Genomic DNA, 20966 nt, shown 5'->3' with positions numbered 1-20966 from the left:
CAAGTCGCACCGAAGTTCCCCGACAGTATCTTCCGCGCCTACGACATTCGCGGCACCGTCCCGGAATTCTTGAACGCTGAAACCGCTTACTGGCTCGGCCGCGCTATCGGCGCGCAGAGCCTGGCCCAGGACGAACCAAACGTTTCCGTTGGCCGCGACGGCCGCCTCTCCGGCCCCGAGCTGGTCGAACGCCTGATTCAAGGCCTGGCCGACAGCGGTTGCCACGTCAGCGACGTCGGCCTGGTGCCAACGCCAGCCCTGTATTACGCCACCAACGTACTGGCCGGCAAATCCGGCGTCATGCTCACCGGCAGCCACAACCCGTCGAACTACAACGGTTTCAAGATCGTTATCGCTGGCGATACTTTGGCCAACGAACAAATCCAGGCCCTGCACGAACGCCTCAAGACCAACAACCTGAGCAGCGGCAAGGGCAGCATCACCAAGGTCGAGATCCTCGATCGCTACAACACTGAGATCGTCCAGGACATCAAACTCGCCCGCCGCCTCAAAGTGGTGGTCGATTGCGGTAACGGCGCGGCCGGCGTGATCGCCCCGCAGCTGATCGAAGCGCTGAATTGCGAAGTGATCCCGCTGTTCTGCGAGGTCGACGGCAACTTCCCGAACCACCACCCGGATCCGGGCAAGCCTGAAAACCTGGTCGACCTGATCGCCAAGGTCAAGGAAACCAACGCTGACATCGGCCTGGCCTTCGACGGCGACGGCGACCGCGTCGGCGTGGTGACCAACACCGGCAGCATCGTCTTCCCCGACCGCCTGTTGATGTTGTTCGCCCGCGACGTACTGGCACGCAACCCGGACGCGGAAATCATCTTCGACGTCAAATGCACCCGCCGCCTGACCCCGCTGATCAAGGAATACGGCGGTCGTCCGCTAATGTGGAAGACCGGTCACTCGTTGATCAAAAAGAAAATGAAACAAACCGGCGCCCTGTTGGCCGGCGAAATGAGCGGGCATATCTTCTTCAAGGAGCGCTGGTTCGGTTTCGACGATGGCATTTACAGCGCCGCGCGGCTGCTGGAGATCCTCAGCAAGGAAAAATCCACCGCGGAGGAGCTGTTTGCGACCTTCCCGAACGATATTTCTACGCCTGAAATCAATATCCATGTGACCGAAGAGAGCAAATTCAGCATCATTGATGCATTGCACGACGCGAAGTGGGGCGAAGGCGCCAACCTGACCACCATTGACGGCGTGCGAGTCGACTACGCCAAAGGCTGGGGCCTGGTGCGCGCATCCAACACCACGCCGGTGCTGGTGCTGCGCTTCGAGGCCGATGACGAGGCTGAATTGCAGCGCATCAAGGACGTGTTCCACGCCCAACTGAAACGTGTTGCCCCTGATCTCCAACTACCGTTCTGATTTTTTGATGCACCGGAGCCCTGAATGACCCTCGAACGCGAAGCCGCCGCCAACACCGCCAAGGTCCTGTCCGAAGCGCTGCCTTACATTCGCCGCTATGTCGGCAAGACGCTGGTGATCAAATACGGCGGCAACGCGATGGAAAGCGAGGAGCTGAAAACCGGCTTCGCCCGCGACATCGTGCTGATGAAAGCCGTGGGCATCAACCCGGTAGTGGTTCACGGCGGCGGCCCGCAAATCGGCGATTTGCTCAAGCGTCTGTCGATCGAGAGCCACTTCATCGATGGCATGCGCGTGACTGACGCGCAGACCATGGACGTGGTGGAAATGGTCCTCGGCGGCCAGGTGAACAAGGACATCGTCAACCTGATCAACCGTCATGGCGGCAGCGCCATCGGCCTGACCGGTAAAGACGCCGAGCTGATTCGTGCGAAAAAGCTCACCGTGACCCGTCAGACGCCGGAGATGACCCAGCCGGAAATCATCGATATCGGCCAGGTGGGCGAAGTGGTCGGGATCAACACCGACCTGCTGAACCTGCTGGTCAAAGGCGATTTCATCCCGGTGATCGCGCCAATCGGCGTCGGCGCCAACGGCGAGTCGTACAACATCAACGCTGATCTGGTGGCCGGTAAAGTGGCCGAAGCGCTGAAAGCTGAAAAGCTGATGCTGCTGACCAACATCGCGGGCCTGATGGACAAGCAAGGCACGGTCCTGACCGGCCTGACCACCCAGCAAGTCGATGACTTGATCGCCGACGGCACGATCTACGGCGGCATGCTGCCGAAGATTCGTTGCGCGCTGGAAGCAGTACAGGGCGGCGTGGGCAGCTCGCTGATCATTGACGGCCGGGTGCCGAATGCGATTCTGCTGGAGATCTTCACCGATACGGGTGTGGGTACTTTGATCAGCAATCGCAAGCGTCCGTAAGCGATAGCGCATACAAAAAGACCCCGCTCAGCCTGGCTGAGCGGGGTCTTTTTTTGCCTGCGATCCCTTGTGGGAGCGAGGCTTGCCCGCGAAAGCGGTGTATCAGTCAACGAAGATGTCGAATGTGACGGCCTCTTCGCGGGCAAGCCTCGCTCCTACACAGGTCGGTGTTACACGCCAAACTGGGCTCGGTAGGCTTCAACCGCCGGCAAATGCTGCTTGAGCTGCGGATCATCCGCCAGGAACTGCAGGACCTGGTTCAGCGAAACAATGCTGATCACCGGAATGCCGAAGTCACGCTCCACTTCCTGGATAGCCGACAACTCGCCGTTGCCTCGCTCCTGACGGTTCAGCGCGATCAGCACGCCGGCGGCCTTGGCACCGTCCTGGGAAGCGATGATCTGCATCACTTCGCGGATCGCGGTGCCAGCGGTGATCACGTCGTCGATGATCAGCACGTCGCCGGCCAATGGGGCGCCGACCAGGCTGCCGCCTTCGCCGTGGGCCTTGGCTTCCTTGCGGTTGAAGCACCATGGCAGGTCACGGCCGTGATGTTCGGCCAATGCCACCGCGGTAGTCGCCGCCAACGGGATGCCTTTGTACGCCGGGCCAAACAGAACGTCGAAGGGAATGCCGCTCTCGACAATGGCTGCCGCGTAGAAACGACCCAGCTGCGCCAAGGCCGAACCGGTGTTGAACAGGCCGGCATTGAAGAAGTAAGGACTGGTACGTCCGGACTTCAGGGTGAACTCACCGAAGCGCAAAACGCCGCGATCGATGGCAAAACGAATGAAATCGCGCTGATACGCTTGCATGAAAAAAACCCCAAATACCACGGATTTAGCTAATTAGGTTGACGCCGTGTATCATACACGCACGCGATTTTTGGGGCCATTTATGCGGATCATCAGTGTGAACGTCAATGGTATTCAGGCTGCAGTGGAGCGAGGTTTGCTCAGTTGGCTGCAAGCACAGAATGCCGACGTCATCTGCCTGCAGGACACCCGCGCCTCCGCCTTTGAACTGGACGATCCAGCTTTCCAACTGGATGGCTACTTCCTTTATGCCTGCGATGCCGAAGTACCCGCCCAAGGTGGCGTGGCTTTGTATTCGCGGTTGCAACCGAAGGCTGTCATCAGCGGTCTCGGCTTCGAGACGGCCGACCGCTACGGGCGCTACCTGCAAGCCGATTTCGATAAGGTCAGCATCGCGACCTTGCTGCTCCCTTCGGGGCAGAATGGCGATGAAGACTTGAACCAGAAGTTCAAGCTAATGGACGATTTCGCCCGTTATCTGGATAAACAGCGACGCAAACGTCGCGAGTACATTTATTGTGGCTCGCTGTACGTGGCGCAACAGAAGCTGGATATCAAGAACTGGCGCGACAGCCAGCAATCTCCGGGCTTCCTGGCACCTGAACGTGCCTGGATGGACGAGATTGTCGGCAACATGGGTTATGTCGATGCCCTGCGCGAAGTCAGCCGTGAAGGCGACCAGTACAGCTGGTGGCCGGACAACGAACAGGCTGAGATGCTCAACCTGGGCTGGCGTTTCGACTACCAGTTGCTGACCCCGGGCCTGCGCCGCTTTGTACGCAGCGCACGCCTGCCACGTCAGCCACGGTTCTCGCAGCACGCACCGCTGATCGTGGATTACGACTGGACGCTGACCATCTAAGCGTCGTTTCGCAGCTAAAAAAATGCCCGTATCGCAAGATACGGGCATTTTTTATACGCCTGTGGATATGACCCAAACCTCAGGCAACGGCAAAAAACGGCAGTGCAAGGTACAGCTTGATCACGATGACATTAATGATGTCGATGAAGAACGCACCCACCATGGGCACCACGAGAAACGCTATCTGCGAAGGCCCGTAGCGCTGCGTCACCGCCTGCATGTTAGCGATGGCCGTGGGTGTGGCACCAAGCCCAAAACCGCAGTGCCCTGCCGCCAACACCGCCGCATCGTAGTTACTGCCCATGATTCTGAAGGTCACGAAAATCGCAAACAACGCCATGACCAACGTTTGCGCAGCCAGAATGATGAAGATCGGCAAGGCCAGTGCCGCCAGATCCCAGAGTTTGAGCGACATCAAGGCAATCGCCAGAAACAGCGACAAGCTGACATTCCCCAGCACGGAAACTTCACGCTCGAATACCTGATACAAGCCCAACGCTGAAAGCCCGTTGCGCAAAACCACACCCACGAACAAGACGCACACGAACGTCGGCAACTCAAGTGCAGTGCCTTGCAGCAAGCCATTCAGAAGATTGCCGGCTAATAGGCTGACGGCAATCAGAGCGAGTGTCTCGATAAACGAAAATGGCGTAATCGAGCGCTCTTTGTTCGGCTGCTCAAAACCCTTTGGCAACCGTGGCGTTTCCTGAGGGTGGCAGCCGGGGACTTGAACACGCTTGATCAGCAGGCGAGCGACCGGACCACCTATCAAGCCTCCCAACACCAGGCCAAACGTCGCAGAGGCAATCGCAAGTTCTGAGGCAGAAGCCAGACCATACTTCTCACTGAACACCGTCCCCCACGCAGCGCCTGTACCGTGACCGCCCGCCAACGTAATCGAGCCGGTCAGCAGCCCCATCAAAGGATCGAGTCCAAGCATTTTTGCGAGGCCGATGCCCATGGCATTTTGGAGTATCAGAAGTCCAACCACTGCCAGCAGAAAAACGCCCACTACGCGACCGCCCTTCTTCAGGCTGGCGAAGTCCGCACTCAAACCGATAGTGGCAAAAAAAGCCAACATCAACGGCGTCTGTAATGAAGTATCAAAGCGGACTTCAATATCAAAAGTTCGCAATACCAAGAGAGTCAGGGCAACCAACAGGCCGCCGGCGACGGGTTCCGGAATATTGTAATTACGTAGAAAACCAACACGTGTAACAAGTCCGCGCCCCAGCAAAAGCACTAAGGAGGCGGCCACAAGCGTTCCATAAAAATCGAGCTGAATCATTGGGATTATTCTTGGCTATATATTCAAAGGCGAACGTCTTACCTACGTACGCCTTTGAACCGGCTGAGTGTCTCAACACTGATTGCTTGAAATTCAAGGACCTTCGATGGCTTGAATATGTCGAAATATTACTGAGTGAATATAACGTGGGGCAACTCTATCAACCGCAAAGTCTCATTGCCAAGGACTCAGCCGATGAGGAGGCATTGCAGTTGTGACTAAAGATGTAAGAGTGATAGTTGATAAAGAAGCGTGGCGCGCTTATCACACGTTCTATACGCCACAGATATTAATTGAACGGCAAAAATACAAATGCCCCGACAAGTCAGGGCATTTGATTTAAAGCGTCCAATGTGGGAGCAGGCTTGCCCGCGACCACAGGGGTTCTGTATTGATCGTTACTTGATTACCCGCCAGGTGAACGGATACCGATAAGGCACGCCGTCATTGGCTTTTACACCCGCGATGATCGTCAGCACCAACCCGCCGATGGCGATCAGGCCAAGCAGGAAGAACCCGATGACCACCAACATCAAAAAGAACGAGATGGTCGCGGCAATGGCGACGGTGATCTGAAAATTCAGCGCCTCCTTGCCCTGCGCATCAATGAACGGGTCACTCTCGCGCTTCATCTGCCAGAGAATCAGTGGACCAATCAGCGTGCCGAACGGAATCCAGATCCCCAGCAAGGCGGACAAGTGACAAAACATAGCCCATTGACGAACCTCTTGGCTCGGCTTGGGCAGCGGCAGTTGCTCGTCACTCATGGCGTCCTCCTTGCGTGGAACAGTCCGATCAGTCAGCCAGAGCAGCTTTCTGCAATTCGAAGATTTCGTTCATGCCTTTCTTGGCCAGTTCCAGCATCGCCGTCAGCTCTTCCGGCTGGAACGGCGCGCCTTCAGCAGTACCCTGGACTTCGATGAAGCCGCCAGTGCTGGTCATCACGACGTTCAGGTCGGTCTCGGCAGCCGAATCTTCCGGGTAGTCGAGGTCAAGCACAGGCTCGCCCTGATACATGCCTACCGAAACGGCAGCGATCATTTGCTTGAGCGGGTCGCCGCCTTTCAGGCCGCCGCGCTTCTTGATCACTTTCAAGGCATCAACCAATGCAACCATTGCGCCGGTGATCGATGCAGTACGGGTGCCACCGTCAGCCTGGATCACGTCGCAATCGACGTACAGGGTGACATCGCCCAGCTTGGACATGTCCAGCGCCGCGCGCAGGGAACGACCGATCAGACGCTGGATTTCCAGGGTGCGGCCGCCTTGCTTGCCGCGGCTCGCTTCACGCTGGTTACGCTCGCCGGTGGCGCGCGGCAGCATGCCGTATTCAGCGGTCAACCAACCTTGGCCCTGCCCCTTGAGGAAACGCGGCACGCCGTTCTCGACGCTGACGGTGCAGATGACTTTGGTATCACCGAATTCGACCAGTACAGATCCCTCGGCGTGTTTGGTGTAGTTGCGGGTAATGCGGATCGAGCGGAGCTGATCGGCAGCGCGACCACTTGGACGTTTCATAGGGGATACCTGTACGGGGGACGGAAAACTGCCGAGCATTATAGAGCCGCTGGCCGCGCCTGGGCACGTCTAAAAAATCCAGCCGACAGCTGAAGGCCGTGAAAAGCACTTAACCGACGGCCTGTAGTCCATTTGTCACACCGTGTGTTTGGGCGCATCCGCCCCACTGCGCTACAATCCTGCGCCTTGCTGCCAGTCGGCTTTAATTCATTGATATCAGGCCCGCGAAGCCCAAGGGTTTCGCGCCGGCCTGCATTGCGAGGTACCTCCATGGTGCACAGCATGACCGCCTTCGCCCGCGTCGAAAAAGCCGGCGTCCAAGGCACCCTGAGCTGGGAGCTGCGCTCGGTCAACAGCCGCTACCTGGAACCGCACCTGCGTCTGCCGGAATCGTTTCGCGACCTCGAAGGCGCCGTCCGCGAAGCCCTGCGTCAAGGCTTGTCTCGAGGCAAACTGGAATGCACCCTGCGCTTCACTGAAGAAAGCACCGGCAAAACCCTGCAAGTCGACCGCGAGCGCGCCTCGCAACTGGTCGCCGCCGCCGAGACCATCGCCAGCCTGATCAAGAACCCGGCCGCGCTGAATCCGCTGGAAGTCCTGGCCTGGCCCGGCGTGCTGGTGGGCGATGCCGCTGACCCGCAAGCCCTGAACGCCGAGGCACTGGCGCTGTTCACCCAAGGCCTGAAAGAGCTCAAGGCCGGCCGCGAGCGTGAAGGTTCCGAGCTGGCACGGTTGATCAATGAGCGTCTGACGTCCATTGAAGAAGACGTCGTGACCCTGCGTGAACTGGTCCCGCAGATGCTCGCAACCCAGCGCCAGAAAGTCCTCGACCGCTTCGCCGACATGAAAGCCGAGATGGACCCGCAGCGCCTGGAACAGGAAATGGTCATGCTCGCTCAAAAGAGCGACGTCGCCGAAGAACTGGATCGCCTGAGCACTCATATCATCGAAGTTCGCCGGGTACTCAAGTCCGGCGGCGCTGCCGGCCGGCGCCTGGACTTCCTGATGCAAGAGCTCAACCGCGAAGCCAACACACTGGGCTCCAAAGCCTTCGACCCGCGCAGCACGACGGCAGCGGTCAACCTCAAAGTGTTGATCGAGCAGATGCGCGAACAAGTGCAGAATATTGAGTAAGGCTACCCCGACATGACCCACAGCACTGGCACCCTGTACATCATTTCTGCCCCTTCGGGCGCGGGCAAGAGCAGCCTGGTCAAGGCCCTGACCGACGCTGATGAGGAGATCCGTGTCTCGGTCTCCCACACCACCCGCGCCATGCGCCCCGGTGAAGTGAACGGCGTGAACTATCACTTCGTCTCGCGCGAAGCGTTCGTGAAGATGGGCGAGCATGGCGACTTCCTCGAGCGCGCCGAAGTGTTCGGCAACCTCTACGGCACGTCGCAAAGCCACCTGCAGCAGACCCTGGACGCAGGCCACGACCTGATTCTGGAAATCGACTGGCAAGGCGCCGAGCAAGTACGCAAGTTGATGCCCCAGGCCCGCTCGATCTTCATTCTGCCGCCGTCCCTGCAGGCCTTGCACCAGCGCCTGACCAATCGCGGCCAGGACAGCGACGAAATCATTGATGGCCGGATGCGTGAAGCTGTCAGCGAGATGAGCCACTACGTCGACTACGACTACCTGATCATCAATGACGATTTCGCCCATGCACTTCACGATCTGAAGGCGATTTTCCGTGCCAATCAGCTGCATCAAAAGCGTCAGCAGCAGCGCCACGGAAAACTTTTGGCCGAATTGCTCGGCTAAACAGCTCTTCCCAAAACCGCTGCAAGGGCTTTACATTGGCACTTGCAGCGCGTTGAAGGGCTTGGTCAAAAAATCAGCGCTTCCCTAATCGCTGGTGATTTTTTAAACTGTTGAGTCCGCTCGCCCAACCGGGCAGCGCGCATATTGCATTCGCTCCGAGGAATACCATGGCCCGCGTAACCGTTGAAGACTGCCTGAACCACGTGGAAAACCGTTTTGAGCTGGTCATGCTGTCCACCAAACGTGCCCGTCAACTGGCCACCGGCGGCAAAGAGCCACTGGTTCAGTGGGAAAACGACAAGCCTACCGTTGTAGCGCTGCGTGAAATCGCTGAAGGCCTGATGAGCTACGAGTTCATCGCCAATGCTGAAATCGTCGAAGACGAACCGCTGTTCGCAGCGTTCGAGGACGAGTCCAACGAGGCCGTCTAAGCCTATGCCTGGTCGACGTAGCACGGCGCGGGGTCACAGCGAACGGCAGGAGTCATCATGCCGAGCATAGACGCCCTCGCCGATCGCTTATCGACCTACCTCGGCAATGACCAGGTCAACCTGGTCCGCCGAGCGTATTTCTACGCCGAACAAGCCCACGACGGCCAACGCCGCCGCAGCGGCGAGGCGTACGTCACGCATCCTCTTGCGGTGGCGAATATTCTTGCCGACATGCATATGGACCATCAGAGTTTGATGGCGGCCATGCTGCATGACGTGATCGAAGACACCGGCATTGCCAAGGAAGCGCTGCAAGCGCAGTTCGGCGAAACCGTGGCCGAACTGGTCGACGGGGTCAGCAAACTGACCCAGATGAACTTCGAGACCAAGGCTGAAGCCCAGGCCGAAAACTTCCAGAAAATGGCCATGGCCATGGCGCGCGACATTCGCGTGATCCTGGTCAAGCTGGCCGACCGCCTGCACAACATGCGCACGCTGGAAGTGCTGTCCGGCGAAAAACGCCGACGCATCGCCAAGGAAACCCTGGAAATCTATGCGCCCATCGCCAACCGGCTGGGCATGCACGCCATCCGCATAGAGTTCGAAGACCTCGGCTTCAAGGCCATGCACCCGATGCGTTCCGCGCGGATCTACCAGGCGGTCAAACGCGCCCGGGGCAACCGCAAGGAAATCGTCAACAAGATCGAAGAGTCCCTGAGCCACTGCCTGGCGATTGATGAAATCCAGGGCGAGGTCAGCGGACGCCAGAAACACCTCTACGGCATCTACAAAAAAATGCGCGGCAAGCGTCGGGCCTTCAACGAGATCATGGACGTCTATGCGTTCCGGATCATCGTCGACAAGGTCGATACCTGCTACCGCGTACTGGGTGCTGTGCACAATTTGTACAAACCGTTGCCGGGGCGCTTCAAGGATTACATCGCGATCCCCAAGGCCAACGGCTATCAGTCGCTGCACACCACACTGTTCGGCATGCACGGTGTACCGATCGAGATCCAGATCCGCACCCGTGAAATGGAAGAGATGGCCAACAACGGCATCGCCGCCCACTGGCTGTACAAATCCAGCGGCGACGAGCAGCCAAAAGGCACCCACGCCCGCGCCCGCCAGTGGGTCAAAGGCGTGCTGGAAATGCAGCAACGCGCCGGCAACTCGCTGGAATTCATCGAAAGCGTGAAGATCGACCTGTTCCCGGACGAGGTCTACGTGTTCACGCCAAAAGGCCGGATCATGGAGCTGCCCAAAGGCTCCACGGCGGTCGACTTCGCTTACGCGGTGCATACCGACGTCGGCAACAGTTGCATCGCCTGCCGGATCAACCGTCGTCTCGCGCCGCTGTCCGAACCGCTGCAAAGCGGCTCCACGGTCGAGATCGTCAGCGCTCCTGGCGCACGGCCGAACCCGGCGTGGCTCAACTTTGTCGTCACCGGCAAGGCGCGGACCCACATCCGCCATGCGCTGAAACTGCAGCGCCGCTCCGAATCCATCAGCCTCGGCGAACGCCTGCTGAACAAAGTGCTCAACGGTTTCGACAGCACGCTGGAAAAAGTCCCGGCCGAACGCGTCAAGGCGATGCTCATCGAGTACCGCCTGGAACTGATCGAAGATCTGCTCGAAGACATCGGCCTGGGCAATCGCATGGCCTATGTGGTCGCCCGCCGCCTGCTGGGCGAAGGCGAACAACTGCCGAGCGCGGAAGGTCCGCTGGCAATTCGCGGCACCGAAGGCCTGGTACTCAGCTACGCCAAGTGCTGCACGCCGATCCCGGGCGACCCGATTGTCGGGCACCTGTCCGCCGGCAAAGGCATGGTTGTGCACCTGGACAACTGCCGCAATATCAGCGAAATCCGCCACAACCCGGAAAAATGCATCCAGCTCTCGTGGGCCAAGGATGTCACCGGCGAATTCAACGTCGAACTGCGCGTCGAACTGGAACATCAGCGCGGCCTGATCGCCCTGCTGGCCAGCAGCGTCAACGCGGCCGACGGCAATATCGAAAAAATCAGCATGGATGAGCGCGATGGTCGCATCAGCGTGGTCCAACTGGTGGTCAGCGTGCACGACCGTGTGCACCTGGCCCGCGTGATCAAGAAACTGCGCGCCTTGACCGGGGTGATTCGCATCACCCGCATGCGTGCCTAAGCCCACTATTACAAGGAGTCATTCATGACCAAAACAGTTATCACCAGCGACAAGGCCCCGGCCGCCATCGGTACTTATTCCCAGGCGATCAAGGCTGGCAATACCGTCTACATGTCGGGCCAGATTCCGCTGGACCCAAAAACCATGGAACTGGTCGAAGGCTTCGAAGCCCAGACCGTCCAGGTGTTCGAGAACCTGAAAGCCGTGGCTGAAGCTGCTGGCGGCTCGTTCAAAGACATCGTCAAACTGAACATCTTCCTCACCGACCTGAGCCACTTCGCCAAGGTCAACGAGATCATGGGCAAGTACTTTGACCAGCCGTACCCTGCCCGCGCCGCCATCGGCGTTGCAGCCCTGCCAAAGGGTTCGCAGGTAGAAATGGACGCCATTCTGGTCATCGAGTAATACATCCGGCGCAGCCCCAACAGGTTGCGCCGACTTCGTTTTGAAAGGATTCCACCATGCGCAAAGCGCTTGCCTTCTCCCTGCTCGCCGTTTTTCTCGGCGGCTGCGCCAGCAATCCTGCCGACCGCGACATCAGCGGCACCTGGATCAACCAGGTGGCCATCGATGCTGCCTCCAAGGGCGGCCCCCTGCGCGAAGCGTTGCAGGCTTACGGCCCGAATCTGGAATGGGACGTCAACACCAAGGCCGGTCAGGCCCGCTACACCAACGGTTTTGAAAACGTCGAAGGCAAGCTGCTGGGCGACAAGTCCGGCGCCTGGAAAGTCGACTTCTATGGCAGCTCTGCCAGCGAGCTGAAACGTGACGGCAAGCAACTGAGCCAGGCCGCCAACGACAACGAACCGGCGCAGGTCTTCGATCGCGCGCTGATCCCGGTACCGGAAGGCGCGCCGATTGGCGCCAGCTTCGAGCGTGCACTGTATTCTTCGTACATGGGCGGTAGCTGGAAAGTCATCAGCGGCCCGGGTGAAGGCAACGCCGTGCAATTCGAGGCCGACGGGCAAGTGGCCGGTTTGTCGGGCGCGGACCGTTATGCCCTGTGCCTGGCAGGTGATTGCGCTTCGATGAGCGGCGGCAATGACAACATGTGGCTGCAACTGAACGGCCAGGGCAACACCTGGATCTTTGCGCGCAAGGGTAAAGAGCTGGAAATTTTCCAGGCCGTGAACACGGCCGGAGCGGATGAAATGCCTTCGTTCACGCCGGGCCAGCGGCAGTGGTTGCTCGAGAAGCAGTAATAAGGATCTAACTACAAGAAGATCCCCTGTGGGAGCGAGCTTGCTCGCGATGGCGGCATAACAATCAACGATGATGTTGGATGTTAGGGCCTCATCGCGAGCAAGCTCGCTCCCACATTTGTTTTCGGGTGACCGGAAGTCAGCAACGGCCTTCGAGAATCGCTGCATACCCTTCGCGATAACTTGGGTACTTCGGCACCCAGCCCAACGCTTTCGCCCGGGCATTGCTGCAGCGCTTGCTGCCAGTGCGGCGCACGCTCGCGTCTTCGGCCCATTCGGTCACACCCAGGTACTCCCGCAACCAGCCCACCACTTCGGCCAACGGCGCCGGCGCATCATCGACGCCGATGTAGACGTCATCCAACGCCACATCACGATGATCCGCTTCAAGTAGAAACGCCATCAACCCGGCCGCGTCGTCGGCGTGAATGCGGTTGCCGTACAGCGGTGGATCAGTCACTACGCGATAACCGCCGCGCACTTGGGTCAGCAACCTTTCGCGGCCAGGGCCGTAGATCCCGGTCAAACGCACGATGCTCGCCGGGATGCCACTGCCGAGCGCCACCTGCTCGGCCTCCAGCATCAGTCGCCCCGAAAAACCACCGGCCGCCGTCGGCGAGGTTTCATCGACCCACTCGCCACCCTCCTGACCGTAGACACTGCTACTGGAGACAAACAGCAAGCGTTTAGGTACCTGCCCGTAGTCGTTCAGCCACTCAAGTACATACTGCAAGCCCTGGACATAGGCGGCGCGGTACCCGGCTTCATCGTGATCGGTAGCCGCCGCGCAATACACCAGGTAATCCACCGCACCGATTGGCCAGGTCTCTGGACAGTCTTTATTGAACAAGTTGCCGGCAACACCAATCACCCCTTCGGGCAGACGTGAGATGTCACGCCGCAATCCGTGAACCTCCCACCCAAAACCCAGCAATTGTGTGGCCAGACGACTGCCGACATCACCGCAGCCGGCGATCAAAACAGATGGCGCGGACATCAGAACACTCCCTCAGGAAAGGTACAGACTAGCGCCCGTAAAGGACGAGCGGCTAGCAATGGAGGAAAAAAAGAGAAGCCATTACTTTTGTTAACAAGAATTAATTGCAATAATGCCAGCCACTTTTGTTCTCGGCCTTACGAGGCCTGGAAGAACATTTACCCTATTTTCCTCTCAGGTCCGGCCAGCATGACACGCAATCTATTTCCCGCTTCGCCAACCAAACGACCTCGCGCCTGGAGCGCTGTGGCCGCCCTGCTGCTCAGCCTGATGCTGGCGCCGATCGCCGCTTTCGCTGATGCACAAGCACCCGCCACTCCCGCCGCGACTGCTGATCACGCATCTCCTGCTGCCGCACTGGCCGCAACCGACTCGACTCCGGCCATTGACACCACGGCTGAAGACGCGCCGCAAGTGCTCGAGCCCGACAACTCTCTGGGCATGGCCCACGACCTGTCGCCATGGGGCATGTACCAGAACGCCGATATTATCGTGAAAATCGTGATGATCGGTCTGGCCATCGCCTCGATCATCACCTGGACCATCTGGATCGCCAAGGGCTTCGAGCTGATGGGCGCCAAGCGTCGTCTGCGGACCGAAATCGTCCACCTGAAGAAAGCCGCCACCCTTAAAGAAGCCAGCGCTTCGGCGACCAAGGCAGGCACCCTCGCCAACCTGCTGGTTCACGATGCCCTCGAAGAAATGCGCCTGTCGGTCAACAGCCGCGAGAAAGAAGGCATCAAGGAACGTGTCGCCTTCCGTCTTGAGCGTCTGGTTGCGGCCTGCGGTCGCAACATGAGCAGCGGCACCGGCGTACTCGCCACCATCGGCTCCACCGCGCCCTTCGTCGGCCTATTCGGTACCGTATGGGGCATCATGAACAGCTTCATCGGCATCGCCAAAACCCAGACCACCAACCTCGCCGTTGTAGCCCCCGGCATTGCCGAAGCCCTGCTGGCCACTGCGCTGGGTCTGGTTGCGGCGATTCCTGCCGTGGTGATCTACAACGTCTTCGCCCGCTCCATCGCCGGTTACAAGGCGCAGGTTTCCGATGCGTCGGCAGAAGTCCTGCTGCTGGTCAGCCGCGACCTGGATCACCTGCCGCCCGAGCGCAGCAGCTCGCAACCGCACATGGTGAAAGTGGGGTAATCGGCCATGGGCCTGCATTTGAAAGAAGGCGCAGACGACGATCTGGCCGAGAACCATGAAATCAACGTCACGCCGTTTATCGACGTGATGCTGGTGCTGTTGATCATCTTCATGGTGGCCGCTCCGTTGGCCACGGTGGACATCAAGGTCGACCTGCCCGCCTCCAGCGCCAAACCGGCGCCACGGCCAGAGAAACCGGTGTTCCTCAGCGTAAAAGCTGACCAACGCCTGTTCCTCGGCGAAGACGAAGTGAAAGCCGAAGCCCTCGGCGCCACGCTCGACGCCAGGACCAAGGGCAAGAAAGACACGACGATCTTCTTCCAGGCCGATAAAGGCGTGGACTACGGCGACCTGATGAGCGTGATGGACAACCTGCGCTCTGCCGGTTACCTGAAGGTGGGTCTGGTCGGTCTCGAGTCGGCAGTCAAGAAATGAACACAACGCGCCATAAGCTGACGCGTTACGGCGGGAGCCTGGCCGTGGTGCTGGGCGTCCATGCGCTGGCCATTGCGCTGGCGTTGAACTGGACGGCACGCCCACCGATCGAGCTGCCACCGCAGGCGATGATGGTGGAGTTGGCGCCGGTTCCGGCCCCGCCACCGCCCGCACCGCCAAAGGTCATCACGCCACCGCAGCCACCGGCGCCGGTAGAAGAGCTGCCGATACCGAAACTGGCTGAAGTGCCGAAGGCCGAGATTGCCGTGCCGAAACCGGTTAAACCCAAGCCAAAGCCTCAACCGCCCAAGCCTGTGGAGAAAAAACCGGAGCCGCCGAAGGAAAAACCGTCCGAGGCAAAACCGAGCGACGCGCAACCGACTCAGGCACCGACCGAGAAGTCCGCGCAGCCAGCTCCGGGGCCTTCGCCCGCCCAGCAGGCCGCCAAGGCCAGTTGGCAAGGCACGTTGCTGGCTCACTTGGCCAAGTACAAGAAGTACCCGGCAAGTGCGCAATCTCGGGGCAAGGAAGGGTTGAACCGCCTGCGCTTCGTGGTCGATGCCGAAGGTAATGTGTTGTCGTTTGAACTGGTGACCGGCTCTGGCAACGCCGATCTGGACCGGGCCACCCTGGAAATGATCAAACGCGCACAACCACTGCCCAAGCCACCGGCCGATATGCTGAACAACGGCTCTATCGAAATCGTTGCACCGTTTGTTTACTCGCTGGAAAAACGCCGGCGTTAAGTCACCGCAAATCCCCCTGTGGGAGCGGGCTTGCTCGCGAACGCGGTGTATCAGCCAACAAAGATGCTGGATGTGATGGCCTCTTCGCGAGCAAGCCCGCTCCCACAAGGGATCGCTGGCAGCAGGGATATTTGTGAAAGGCACCCGAAAGGTGCCTTTTACATATCCGCCAGCGGCAAACCTGCATTGCCTTGTGTCACTCAACACACTCAGTCTGATAACGTGCGTCTATCGATTGCAGCCGGTATGCTTGGCCCGCAACTTCATGGACGCTCGCTATGACTCTTACAGAATTACGCTACATCGTTACCCTCGCCCAAGAGCAGCACTTCGGCCATGCGGCCGAGCGTTGCCACGTCAGCCAGCCGACCCTGTCGGTGGGCGTGAAAAAGCTTGAAGACGAACTCGGTGTGCTGATTTTCGAGCGCAGTAAGAGCGCCGTGCGCCTGACTCCGGTCGGTGAAGGCATCGTGGCCCAGGCGCAAAAGGTCCTGGAGCAAGCCCAAGGCATCCGCGAACTGGCCCAGGCCGGCAAGAACCAATTGACCGCCCCGCTGAAAGTCGGCGCGATCTACACCGTCGGCCCGTACCTGTTCCCGCACCTGATTCCACAACTGCACCGGGTCGCCCCGCAGATGCCGTTGTACATCGAAGAAAACTTCACCCACGTGCTGCGCGACAAACTGCGCAACGGCGAGCTCGACGCGATCATCATCGCCCTGCCGTTCAACGAAGCCGACGTGCTGACCCTGCAACTCTATGACGAGCCGTTCTACGTCCTGATGCCGGCCCAGCACCCGTGGACCCAAAAAGAAACCATCGACGCCAGCCTGCTCAACGACAAGAGCCTGCTGCTGCTCGGCGAAGGCCACTGCTTCCGCGATCAAGTGCTGGAAGCCTGCCCGACGCTCGGCAAAGGCAACGACGGCGCCAAGCACACCACGGTGGAATCCAGCTCCCTGGAAACCATCCGCCACATGGTCGCCTCCGGCCTCGGCATCTCGATCCTGCCGCTGTCGGCAGTGGACAGCCACCATTACGCCCCCGGCGTGATCGCCGTGCGTCCACTGTCGCCACCGGTGCCGTTCCGCACCGTGGCCATCGCCTGGCGCGCGAGCTTCCCGCGGCCGAAGGCGATTGAAATCCTCGCTGACTCCATTCGCCTGTGCTCGGTGGCCAAGCCCGCTGCGCCGGTGGTTGCGGGTTAAGTCGCTGCCATGACCGAGTTGTCGCAAGTGTCGGTGACGGCACTCAAAGGTGTCGGCGAAGCCATGGCCGAGAAATTGGCCAAGGTTGGCCTGGAAAATCTCCAGGACGTGCTGTTTCACCTGCCGTTGCGTTATCAGGACCGCACTCGTGTGGTCCCGATTGGCCACTTGCGACCCGGGCAAGACGCGGTGATCGAAGGCACCGTCAGCGGCGCCGACGTGGTCATGGGCCGCCGCCGCAGCCTGGTGGTACGGATACAGGACGGCACCGGCGGTCTGAGCCTGCGCTTCTACCATTTCAGCAACGCCCAGAAAGAAGGCCTCAAGCGCGGCACGCGAATTCGCTGTTACGGCGAAGCGCGGCCCGGTGCGTCCGGGCTGGAGATCTACCATCCGGAATACCGCGCCATCACTGGCGACGAGCCGCCGCCAGTGGATGAAACCCTGACGCCGGTTTACCCGCTCACCGAAGGCCTGACCCAACAGCGTTTGCGCCAACTGTGCATGCAAACCCTGACTTTGCTCGGCCCGAGCAGCCTGCCCGACTGGCTGCCGACCGAATTGGCCCGGGACTATCAACTCGCGCCGCTGGCCGATGCGATCCGCTACCTGCACCACCCGCCCGCCGATGCCGACGTCGACGAACTCGCGCTCGGTCATCACTGGGCCCAACACCGTTTGGCCTTCGAAGAACTGCTGACGCATCAACTGTCCCAGCAGCGCCTGCGCGAAAGCATGCGTTCCCTACGCGCACCGGCGATGCCGAAAGCCACCAAGCTGCCGCCCAAGTACTTGGCCAACCTCGGCTTCACGCCGACCGGCGCCCAGCAACGGGTCGGCAATGAAATCGCCTACGACCTCAGTCAGCACGAGCCGATGCTGCGGCTGATCCAGGGCGACGTAGGCGCCGGTAAAACCGTGGTCGCCGCCCTCGCCGCGCTGCAAGCGCTGGAGGCCGGCTATCAAGTCGCGCTGATGGCGCCCACCGAGATCCTCGCCGAGCAGCACTTCATCACCTTCAAGCGCTGGCTCGAACCGCTGGGCATCGAAGTCGCCTGGCTGGCCGGCAAGCTCAAGGGCAAGAACCGCGTCGCCGCACTGGAACAAATCGCCAGCGGCACGCCAATGGTGGTCGGCACCCACGCGCTGTTCCAGGAAGAAGTGCAGTTCAAGAACCTCGCGCTGGCGATCATCGACGAACAACACCGCTTCGGCGTCCAGCAGCGTCTAGCATTGCGGCAGAAAGGCGTTGGCGGGCGGATGTGTCCACACCAACTGATCATGACCGCCACGCCGATTCCACGGACGCTGGCCATGAGCGCCTACGCCGACCTCGACACCTCGATCCTCGACGAATTGCCACCCGGCCGCACCCCGGTCAACACCGTGCTGGTCACCGATACCCGGCGCGTCGAAGTCATTGAGCGAGTGCGCGGCGCCTGTGCCGAAGGGCGTCAGGCCTACTGGGTTTGTACGCTGATCGAAGAGTCGGAAGAGCTGACCTGTCAGGCCGCCGAAACCACCTACGAAGACCTCACTGCCGCCCTCGGCGAGCTGAAAGTCGGGCTGATCCACGGCCGCATGAAGCCCGCCGAGAAAGCCGCGGTCATGGCCGAATTCAAGGCCGGCAACTTGCAACTGCTGGTCGCCACCACGGTGATCGAAGTCGGCGTCGACGTGCCCAACGCCAGCCTGATGATCATCGAAAACCCCGAGCGCCTCGGCCTGGCGCAACTGCACCAGTTGCGCGGGCGCGTGGGTCGCGGCAGCGCCGCCAGCCATTGCGTGCTGCTCTACCATCCGCCGCTGTCACAGATCGGTCGTCAGCGCCTGGGCATCATGCGCGAAACCAACGACGGTTTTGTCATCGCCGAAAAGGACCTCGAACTGCGCGGCCCCGGCGAAATGCTCGGCACGCGCCAGACCGGTCTGCTTCAATTCAAGGTCGCCGACCTGATGCGCGATGCCGACTTGCTGCCCGCCGTACGTGACGCGGCTCAGGCATTGCTGGAGCGCTGGCCGGATCATGTCAGCCCGTTGCTCGATCGCTGGCTACGTCATGGGCAGCAATACGGCCAAGTGTGAGCAGCGTCTCAGTTTCTGGACCATCGTTCCGAGCAAGCTGGTTATACTCCTGCAATTGTTTCAAAAGCGGATACACACCATGACCGAAGCTGCCCTCGCCCCAGAACCCCCGCACGCTCCGTCTGTAATTCGGCTGCTGCTCGGCAAGCTGGGCATCGCCTACGAAGAAGTTCTCGACCATCACGGCCTGAACGCCGCGCGCAAAGTGCAGGCCGTTTTGCTCGATGATGCGGTTGGCGCGCTCATGGTGCTGTTCCCGCAAAGCCAATTGCTGGACCTCAATCGCCTCGCCGAACTGACTGGCCGCCGATTGACCGCCGTCTCGACCGAACGCCTGGAAAAAATGCTCGGCAAACACAGCCTGAGCCTGCTGCCCGGCCTGCCGGCGCTGACCAGTTCGCCGTGCCTCTACGAAGAAAGCCTACTGCGCGAACCGACGTTGCTGATCAACTCGGGCGAGCCTGGCGTACTGCTGGAAATTAGCAGCGAAGCCTTCAAGTCCATGCTGACCAAAGCCAGTGCCGCCAACTTCGGCGAAGCCCTGACCAGCATCCGCCCGAACCTTGACCGCCCTGACGATGACCGCGAGGAAATCACCCAGGCCGTTCAAGCGTTCACCGCGCGACGCATCCAGCAACGCCTGGAAGCGACCATCGAGATTCCGCCGCTGGCTGAAACGGCGCAAAAAATCATCAAGCTGCGGGTCGACCCCAACGCCACCATCGACGATATCACCGGCGTCGTCGAAACCGACCCGGCGCTGGCCGCGCAAGTGGTGAGCTGGGCGGCGTCGCCGTACTACGCCTCGCCGGGCAAGATTCGTTCAGTGGAAGACGCCATCGTCCGGGTGCTGGGTTTCGACCTGGTGATCAACCTGGCGCTGGGCCTGGCCCTGGGCAAAACCCTGAGCCTGCCCAAAGACCACCCGCAACACACCACGCCGTACTGGCAGCAATCGATCTACACCGCCGCCGTCATCGAAGGCCTGACCCGCGCCATGCCCCGCGCCCAGCGCCCGGAAGCCGGCCTGACCTACCTCGCGGGCTTGCTACACAACTTCGGCTACTTGCTGCTGGCCCACGTCTTCCCGCCGCACTTCTCGCTGATCTGCCGTCACCTGGAGGTCAACCCGCACCTGTGCCACAGCTATGTTGAACAACATCTGCTGGGCATCAGCCGCGAACAGATTGGCTCGTGGCTGATGCGCTACTGGGATATGCCGGATGAGTTGGCCACGGCGCTGCGCTTCCAGCACGATCCGGGCTACGACGGTGCCTACGCCGAATACCCCAACCTGGTGTGCCTGTCGGTGCGTTTGCTGCGCAGTCGCGGGATTGGCTCCGGACCGGACGAGGACATCCCGGATGCGCTTCTGGAGCGCGTGGGCCTGACTCGCGATAAGGCTAACGACGTCGTCAGCAAAGTGCTTGAGGCTGAAGTGCTGCTGCGCGAACTCGCCTCGCAATTCACCCAAGCCTAAAAGCTTCGCGGGCAAGCCTCGCTCCTACAGGATTTATGCGATCCCTGTAGGAGCGAGGCTTGCCCGCGAAGAATCCACCTCGGTCTACCTGACTCACCACCAACCCCTGTGGCGAGGGAGCTTGCTCCCGCTCGGCTGCGCAGCAGCCGCAATCCACCCAACGCGGTGTACCTGACCCCCTTCTGATCTCAAGCCTTAGGCTTAGCCTTCCTAGGCTTCAAATACTTGGTCAACCCCTGGAACCAGATCACCAGCGCCGGCTCGGCATTCTCGCGGCAGCCACTAGCTGAAAAGACGCTGAACCGTGTATTCGAAACCATACACGGATCCGACATTACGCCGACAAATCAGACAGCAAGCCGGTGTTAACCTTTGTTCAACTTCGGGGTTGCCCCGCAGTAGACCCATCTTTTAATGGTCGAATAATTCAACAATAAAAATGCTGATCTGCGCTCCTCGTTGCCTTGCCGCAACTCGTGCAGTCTCTTTAAGTATCCAGGGGGTCAC

At 60.1% G+C, this 20966-nt stretch carries 19 protein-coding genes and 2 pseudogenes; 15 read left to right on the top strand and 6 right to left on the bottom strand.

All coding sequences use genetic code 11. The annotated features are described in order from the left end of the window. Positions 1–6 precede the first annotated feature (6 nt). Positions 7–1383 (top strand): annotated as a pseudogene (locus tag AC1MEW_RS04140) (phosphomannomutase/phosphoglucomutase); the annotation flags it as partial. Positions 1384–1407: 24 nt separating this feature from the next. Beyond that, on the top strand, positions 1408–2313 hold the full coding sequence (gene argB / locus AC1MEW_RS04135) for an acetylglutamate kinase (protein ID WP_123403785.1): 906 nt from the start codon (positions 1408–1410) through the stop codon (positions 2311–2313). A 170-nt stretch (positions 2314–2483) separates the two neighbouring features. Here argB and pyrE read toward each other — a convergent pair whose 3' ends face one another. Beyond that, positions 2484–3128, bottom strand: a complete 645-nt coding sequence (pyrE, locus tag AC1MEW_RS04130; RefSeq protein WP_201198933.1) for an orotate phosphoribosyltransferase — start codon at positions 3126–3128, stop codon at positions 2484–2486. 82 nt (positions 3129–3210) lie between these two features. Here pyrE and AC1MEW_RS04125 point away from each other — a divergent pair, with 82 nt between their 5' ends. Continuing rightward, positions 3211–3990, top strand: a complete 780-nt coding sequence (locus tag AC1MEW_RS04125; RefSeq protein WP_003176915.1) for an exodeoxyribonuclease III — start codon at positions 3211–3213, stop codon at positions 3988–3990. A gap of 79 nt (positions 3991–4069) precedes the next feature. Here AC1MEW_RS04125 and gltS read toward each other — a convergent pair whose 3' ends face one another. From gltS to rph, 3 genes are all read right to left on the bottom strand, one after another. Next, the gene (gene gltS / locus AC1MEW_RS04120) at positions 4070–5278 is read right to left on the bottom strand and encodes a sodium/glutamate symporter (RefSeq protein ID WP_201255319.1); all 1209 of its coding nucleotides are present in this window, start codon (positions 5276–5278) and stop codon (positions 4070–4072) included. Between the two features lie 398 nt (positions 5279–5676). Next, complete coding sequence (locus AC1MEW_RS04115) at positions 5677–6045, bottom strand: DUF4870 domain-containing protein (RefSeq protein WP_201255320.1); 369 nt, start codon at positions 6043–6045, stop codon at positions 5677–5679. 28 nt (positions 6046–6073) lie between these two features. After that, complete coding sequence (gene rph / locus AC1MEW_RS04110; protein ID WP_201190467.1) at positions 6074–6796, bottom strand: ribonuclease PH; 723 nt, start codon at positions 6794–6796, stop codon at positions 6074–6076. 270 nt (positions 6797–7066) lie between these two features. Here rph and AC1MEW_RS04105 point away from each other — a divergent pair, with 270 nt between their 5' ends. The 6 genes from AC1MEW_RS04105 to AC1MEW_RS04080 all read left to right on the top strand — a co-directional run bounded on the left by AC1MEW_RS04105 (position 7067) and on the right by AC1MEW_RS04080 (position 12359). After that, entirely contained in the window at positions 7067–7930 is an 864-nt protein-coding gene (locus tag AC1MEW_RS04105; RefSeq protein WP_201198940.1) for a YicC/YloC family endoribonuclease, read from the top strand. Between the two features lie 12 nt (positions 7931–7942). Beyond that, positions 7943–8563 carry a guanylate kinase gene (gmk, locus tag AC1MEW_RS04100; RefSeq protein ID WP_201198941.1) on the top strand — a complete coding sequence of 207 codons (621 nt, stop codon included), beginning with the start codon at positions 7943–7945 and terminating at the stop codon, positions 8561–8563. A gap of 167 nt (positions 8564–8730) precedes the next feature. Further along, positions 8731–8994: a DNA-directed RNA polymerase subunit omega gene (rpoZ, locus tag AC1MEW_RS04095; RefSeq protein ID WP_007894670.1), complete on the top strand. Its 264-nt coding sequence runs from the start codon at positions 8731–8733 to the stop codon at positions 8992–8994. A 57-nt stretch (positions 8995–9051) separates the two neighbouring features. Beyond that, entirely contained in the window at positions 9052–11157 is a 2106-nt protein-coding gene (spoT, locus tag AC1MEW_RS04090; protein WP_201198942.1) for a bifunctional GTP diphosphokinase/guanosine-3',5'-bis pyrophosphate 3'-pyrophosphohydrolase, read from the top strand. Between the two features lie 24 nt (positions 11158–11181). After that, positions 11182–11562, top strand: coding sequence for a RidA family protein (locus AC1MEW_RS04085; protein WP_003229509.1), 381 nt, complete (start codon positions 11182–11184; stop codon positions 11560–11562). A 56-nt stretch (positions 11563–11618) separates the two neighbouring features. Continuing rightward, entirely contained in the window at positions 11619–12359 is a 741-nt protein-coding gene (locus AC1MEW_RS04080) for a putative periplasmic lipoprotein (protein ID WP_322269971.1), read from the top strand. 139 nt (positions 12360–12498) lie between these two features. Here the strand turns inward: AC1MEW_RS04080 and AC1MEW_RS04075 are convergent, their stop codons facing one another. Continuing rightward, on the bottom strand, positions 12499–13356 hold the full coding sequence (locus tag AC1MEW_RS04075) for an SDR family oxidoreductase (protein WP_480425482.1): 858 nt from the start codon (positions 13354–13356) through the stop codon (positions 12499–12501). Between the two features lie 189 nt (positions 13357–13545). Between AC1MEW_RS04075 and exbB the strand changes: the two genes are divergently transcribed. The 6 genes from exbB to AC1MEW_RS04045 all read left to right on the top strand — a co-directional run bounded on the left by exbB (position 13546) and on the right by AC1MEW_RS04045 (position 20459). Then, the gene (gene exbB / locus AC1MEW_RS04070; protein WP_480425480.1) at positions 13546–14505 is read left to right on the top strand and encodes a tonB-system energizer ExbB; all 960 of its coding nucleotides are present in this window, start codon (positions 13546–13548) and stop codon (positions 14503–14505) included. A gap of 6 nt (positions 14506–14511) precedes the next feature. After that, positions 14512–14940, top strand: a complete 429-nt coding sequence (exbD, locus tag AC1MEW_RS04065; RefSeq protein ID WP_201190481.1) for a TonB system transport protein ExbD — start codon at positions 14512–14514, stop codon at positions 14938–14940. Beyond that, positions 14937–15686 carry a TonB family protein gene (locus AC1MEW_RS04060; RefSeq protein ID WP_201198950.1) on the top strand — a complete coding sequence of 250 codons (750 nt, stop codon included), beginning with the start codon at positions 14937–14939 and terminating at the stop codon, positions 15684–15686. The genes exbD and AC1MEW_RS04060 overlap by 4 nt, the downstream gene beginning before the upstream one ends. Positions 15687–15964: 278 nt before the next feature. Then, positions 15965–16894: a hydrogen peroxide-inducible genes activator gene (locus AC1MEW_RS04055; protein ID WP_201198952.1), complete on the top strand. Its 930-nt coding sequence runs from the start codon at positions 15965–15967 to the stop codon at positions 16892–16894. Between the two features lie 9 nt (positions 16895–16903). Next, complete coding sequence (gene recG / locus AC1MEW_RS04050; RefSeq protein WP_201198954.1) at positions 16904–18979, top strand: ATP-dependent DNA helicase RecG; 2076 nt, start codon at positions 16904–16906, stop codon at positions 18977–18979. 79 nt (positions 18980–19058) lie between these two features. Then, a complete protein-coding gene (locus AC1MEW_RS04045) occupies positions 19059–20459 on the top strand; it encodes an aminoacyl-tRNA deacylase and HDOD domain-containing protein (protein WP_480425477.1) in 1401 nt (466 codons plus the stop codon). Between the two features lie 188 nt (positions 20460–20647). On the opposite strand, the pseudogene AC1MEW_RS04040 reads toward AC1MEW_RS04045, so the two are convergent. Next, positions 20648–20719 (bottom strand): annotated as a pseudogene (locus tag AC1MEW_RS04040) (helicase); the annotation flags it as partial. Positions 20720–20966: the final 247 nt, after the last annotated feature.

This window comes from Pseudomonas sp. ASL4, assembly GCF_056680395.1.
This window is presented reverse-complemented; position numbering and strand designations above follow the sequence as displayed.

Excerpts from the sequence above, each read along its gene's own strand:
- exbD (WP_201190481.1), top strand. The coding sequence starts at position 14,512 with ATGGGCCTGCATTTGAAAGAAGGCGCAGACGACGATCTGGCCGAGAAC.
- AC1MEW_RS04080 (WP_322269971.1), top strand. The coding sequence starts at position 11,619 with ATGCGCAAAGCGCTTGCCTTCTCCCTGCTCGCCGTTTTTCTCGGCGGC.
- exbB (WP_480425480.1), top strand. The coding sequence starts at position 13,546 with ATGACACGCAATCTATTTCCCGCTTCGCCAACCAAACGACCTCGCGCC.
- recG (WP_201198954.1), top strand. The coding sequence starts at position 16,904 with ATGACCGAGTTGTCGCAAGTGTCGGTGACGGCACTCAAAGGTGTCGGC.
- AC1MEW_RS04085 (WP_003229509.1), top strand. The coding sequence starts at position 11,182 with ATGACCAAAACAGTTATCACCAGCGACAAGGCCCCGGCCGCCATCGGT.
- rpoZ (WP_007894670.1), top strand. The coding sequence starts at position 8,731 with ATGGCCCGCGTAACCGTTGAAGACTGCCTGAACCACGTGGAAAACCGT.
- argB (WP_123403785.1), top strand. The coding sequence starts at position 1,408 with ATGACCCTCGAACGCGAAGCCGCCGCCAACACCGCCAAGGTCCTGTCC.
- AC1MEW_RS04075 (WP_480425482.1), bottom strand. The coding sequence starts at position 13,356 with ATGTCCGCGCCATCTGTTTTGATCGCCGGCTGCGGTGATGTCGGCAGT.
- AC1MEW_RS04055 (WP_201198952.1), top strand. The coding sequence starts at position 15,965 with ATGACTCTTACAGAATTACGCTACATCGTTACCCTCGCCCAAGAGCAG.
- gmk (WP_201198941.1), top strand. The coding sequence starts at position 7,943 with ATGACCCACAGCACTGGCACCCTGTACATCATTTCTGCCCCTTCGGGC.
- AC1MEW_RS04045 (WP_480425477.1), top strand. The coding sequence starts at position 19,059 with ATGACCGAAGCTGCCCTCGCCCCAGAACCCCCGCACGCTCCGTCTGTA.
- rph (WP_201190467.1), bottom strand. The coding sequence starts at position 6,796 with ATGAAACGTCCAAGTGGTCGCGCTGCCGATCAGCTCCGCTCGATCCGC.
- AC1MEW_RS04105 (WP_201198940.1), top strand. The coding sequence starts at position 7,067 with ATGGTGCACAGCATGACCGCCTTCGCCCGCGTCGAAAAAGCCGGCGTC.
- gltS (WP_201255319.1), bottom strand. The coding sequence starts at position 5,278 with ATGATTCAGCTCGATTTTTATGGAACGCTTGTGGCCGCCTCCTTAGTG.
- pyrE (WP_201198933.1), bottom strand. The coding sequence starts at position 3,128 with ATGCAAGCGTATCAGCGCGATTTCATTCGTTTTGCCATCGATCGCGGC.
- spoT (WP_201198942.1), top strand. The coding sequence starts at position 9,052 with ATGCCGAGCATAGACGCCCTCGCCGATCGCTTATCGACCTACCTCGGC.
- AC1MEW_RS04125 (WP_003176915.1), top strand. The coding sequence starts at position 3,211 with ATGCGGATCATCAGTGTGAACGTCAATGGTATTCAGGCTGCAGTGGAG.
- AC1MEW_RS04115 (WP_201255320.1), bottom strand. The coding sequence starts at position 6,045 with ATGAGTGACGAGCAACTGCCGCTGCCCAAGCCGAGCCAAGAGGTTCGT.
- AC1MEW_RS04060 (WP_201198950.1), top strand. The coding sequence starts at position 14,937 with ATGAACACAACGCGCCATAAGCTGACGCGTTACGGCGGGAGCCTGGCC.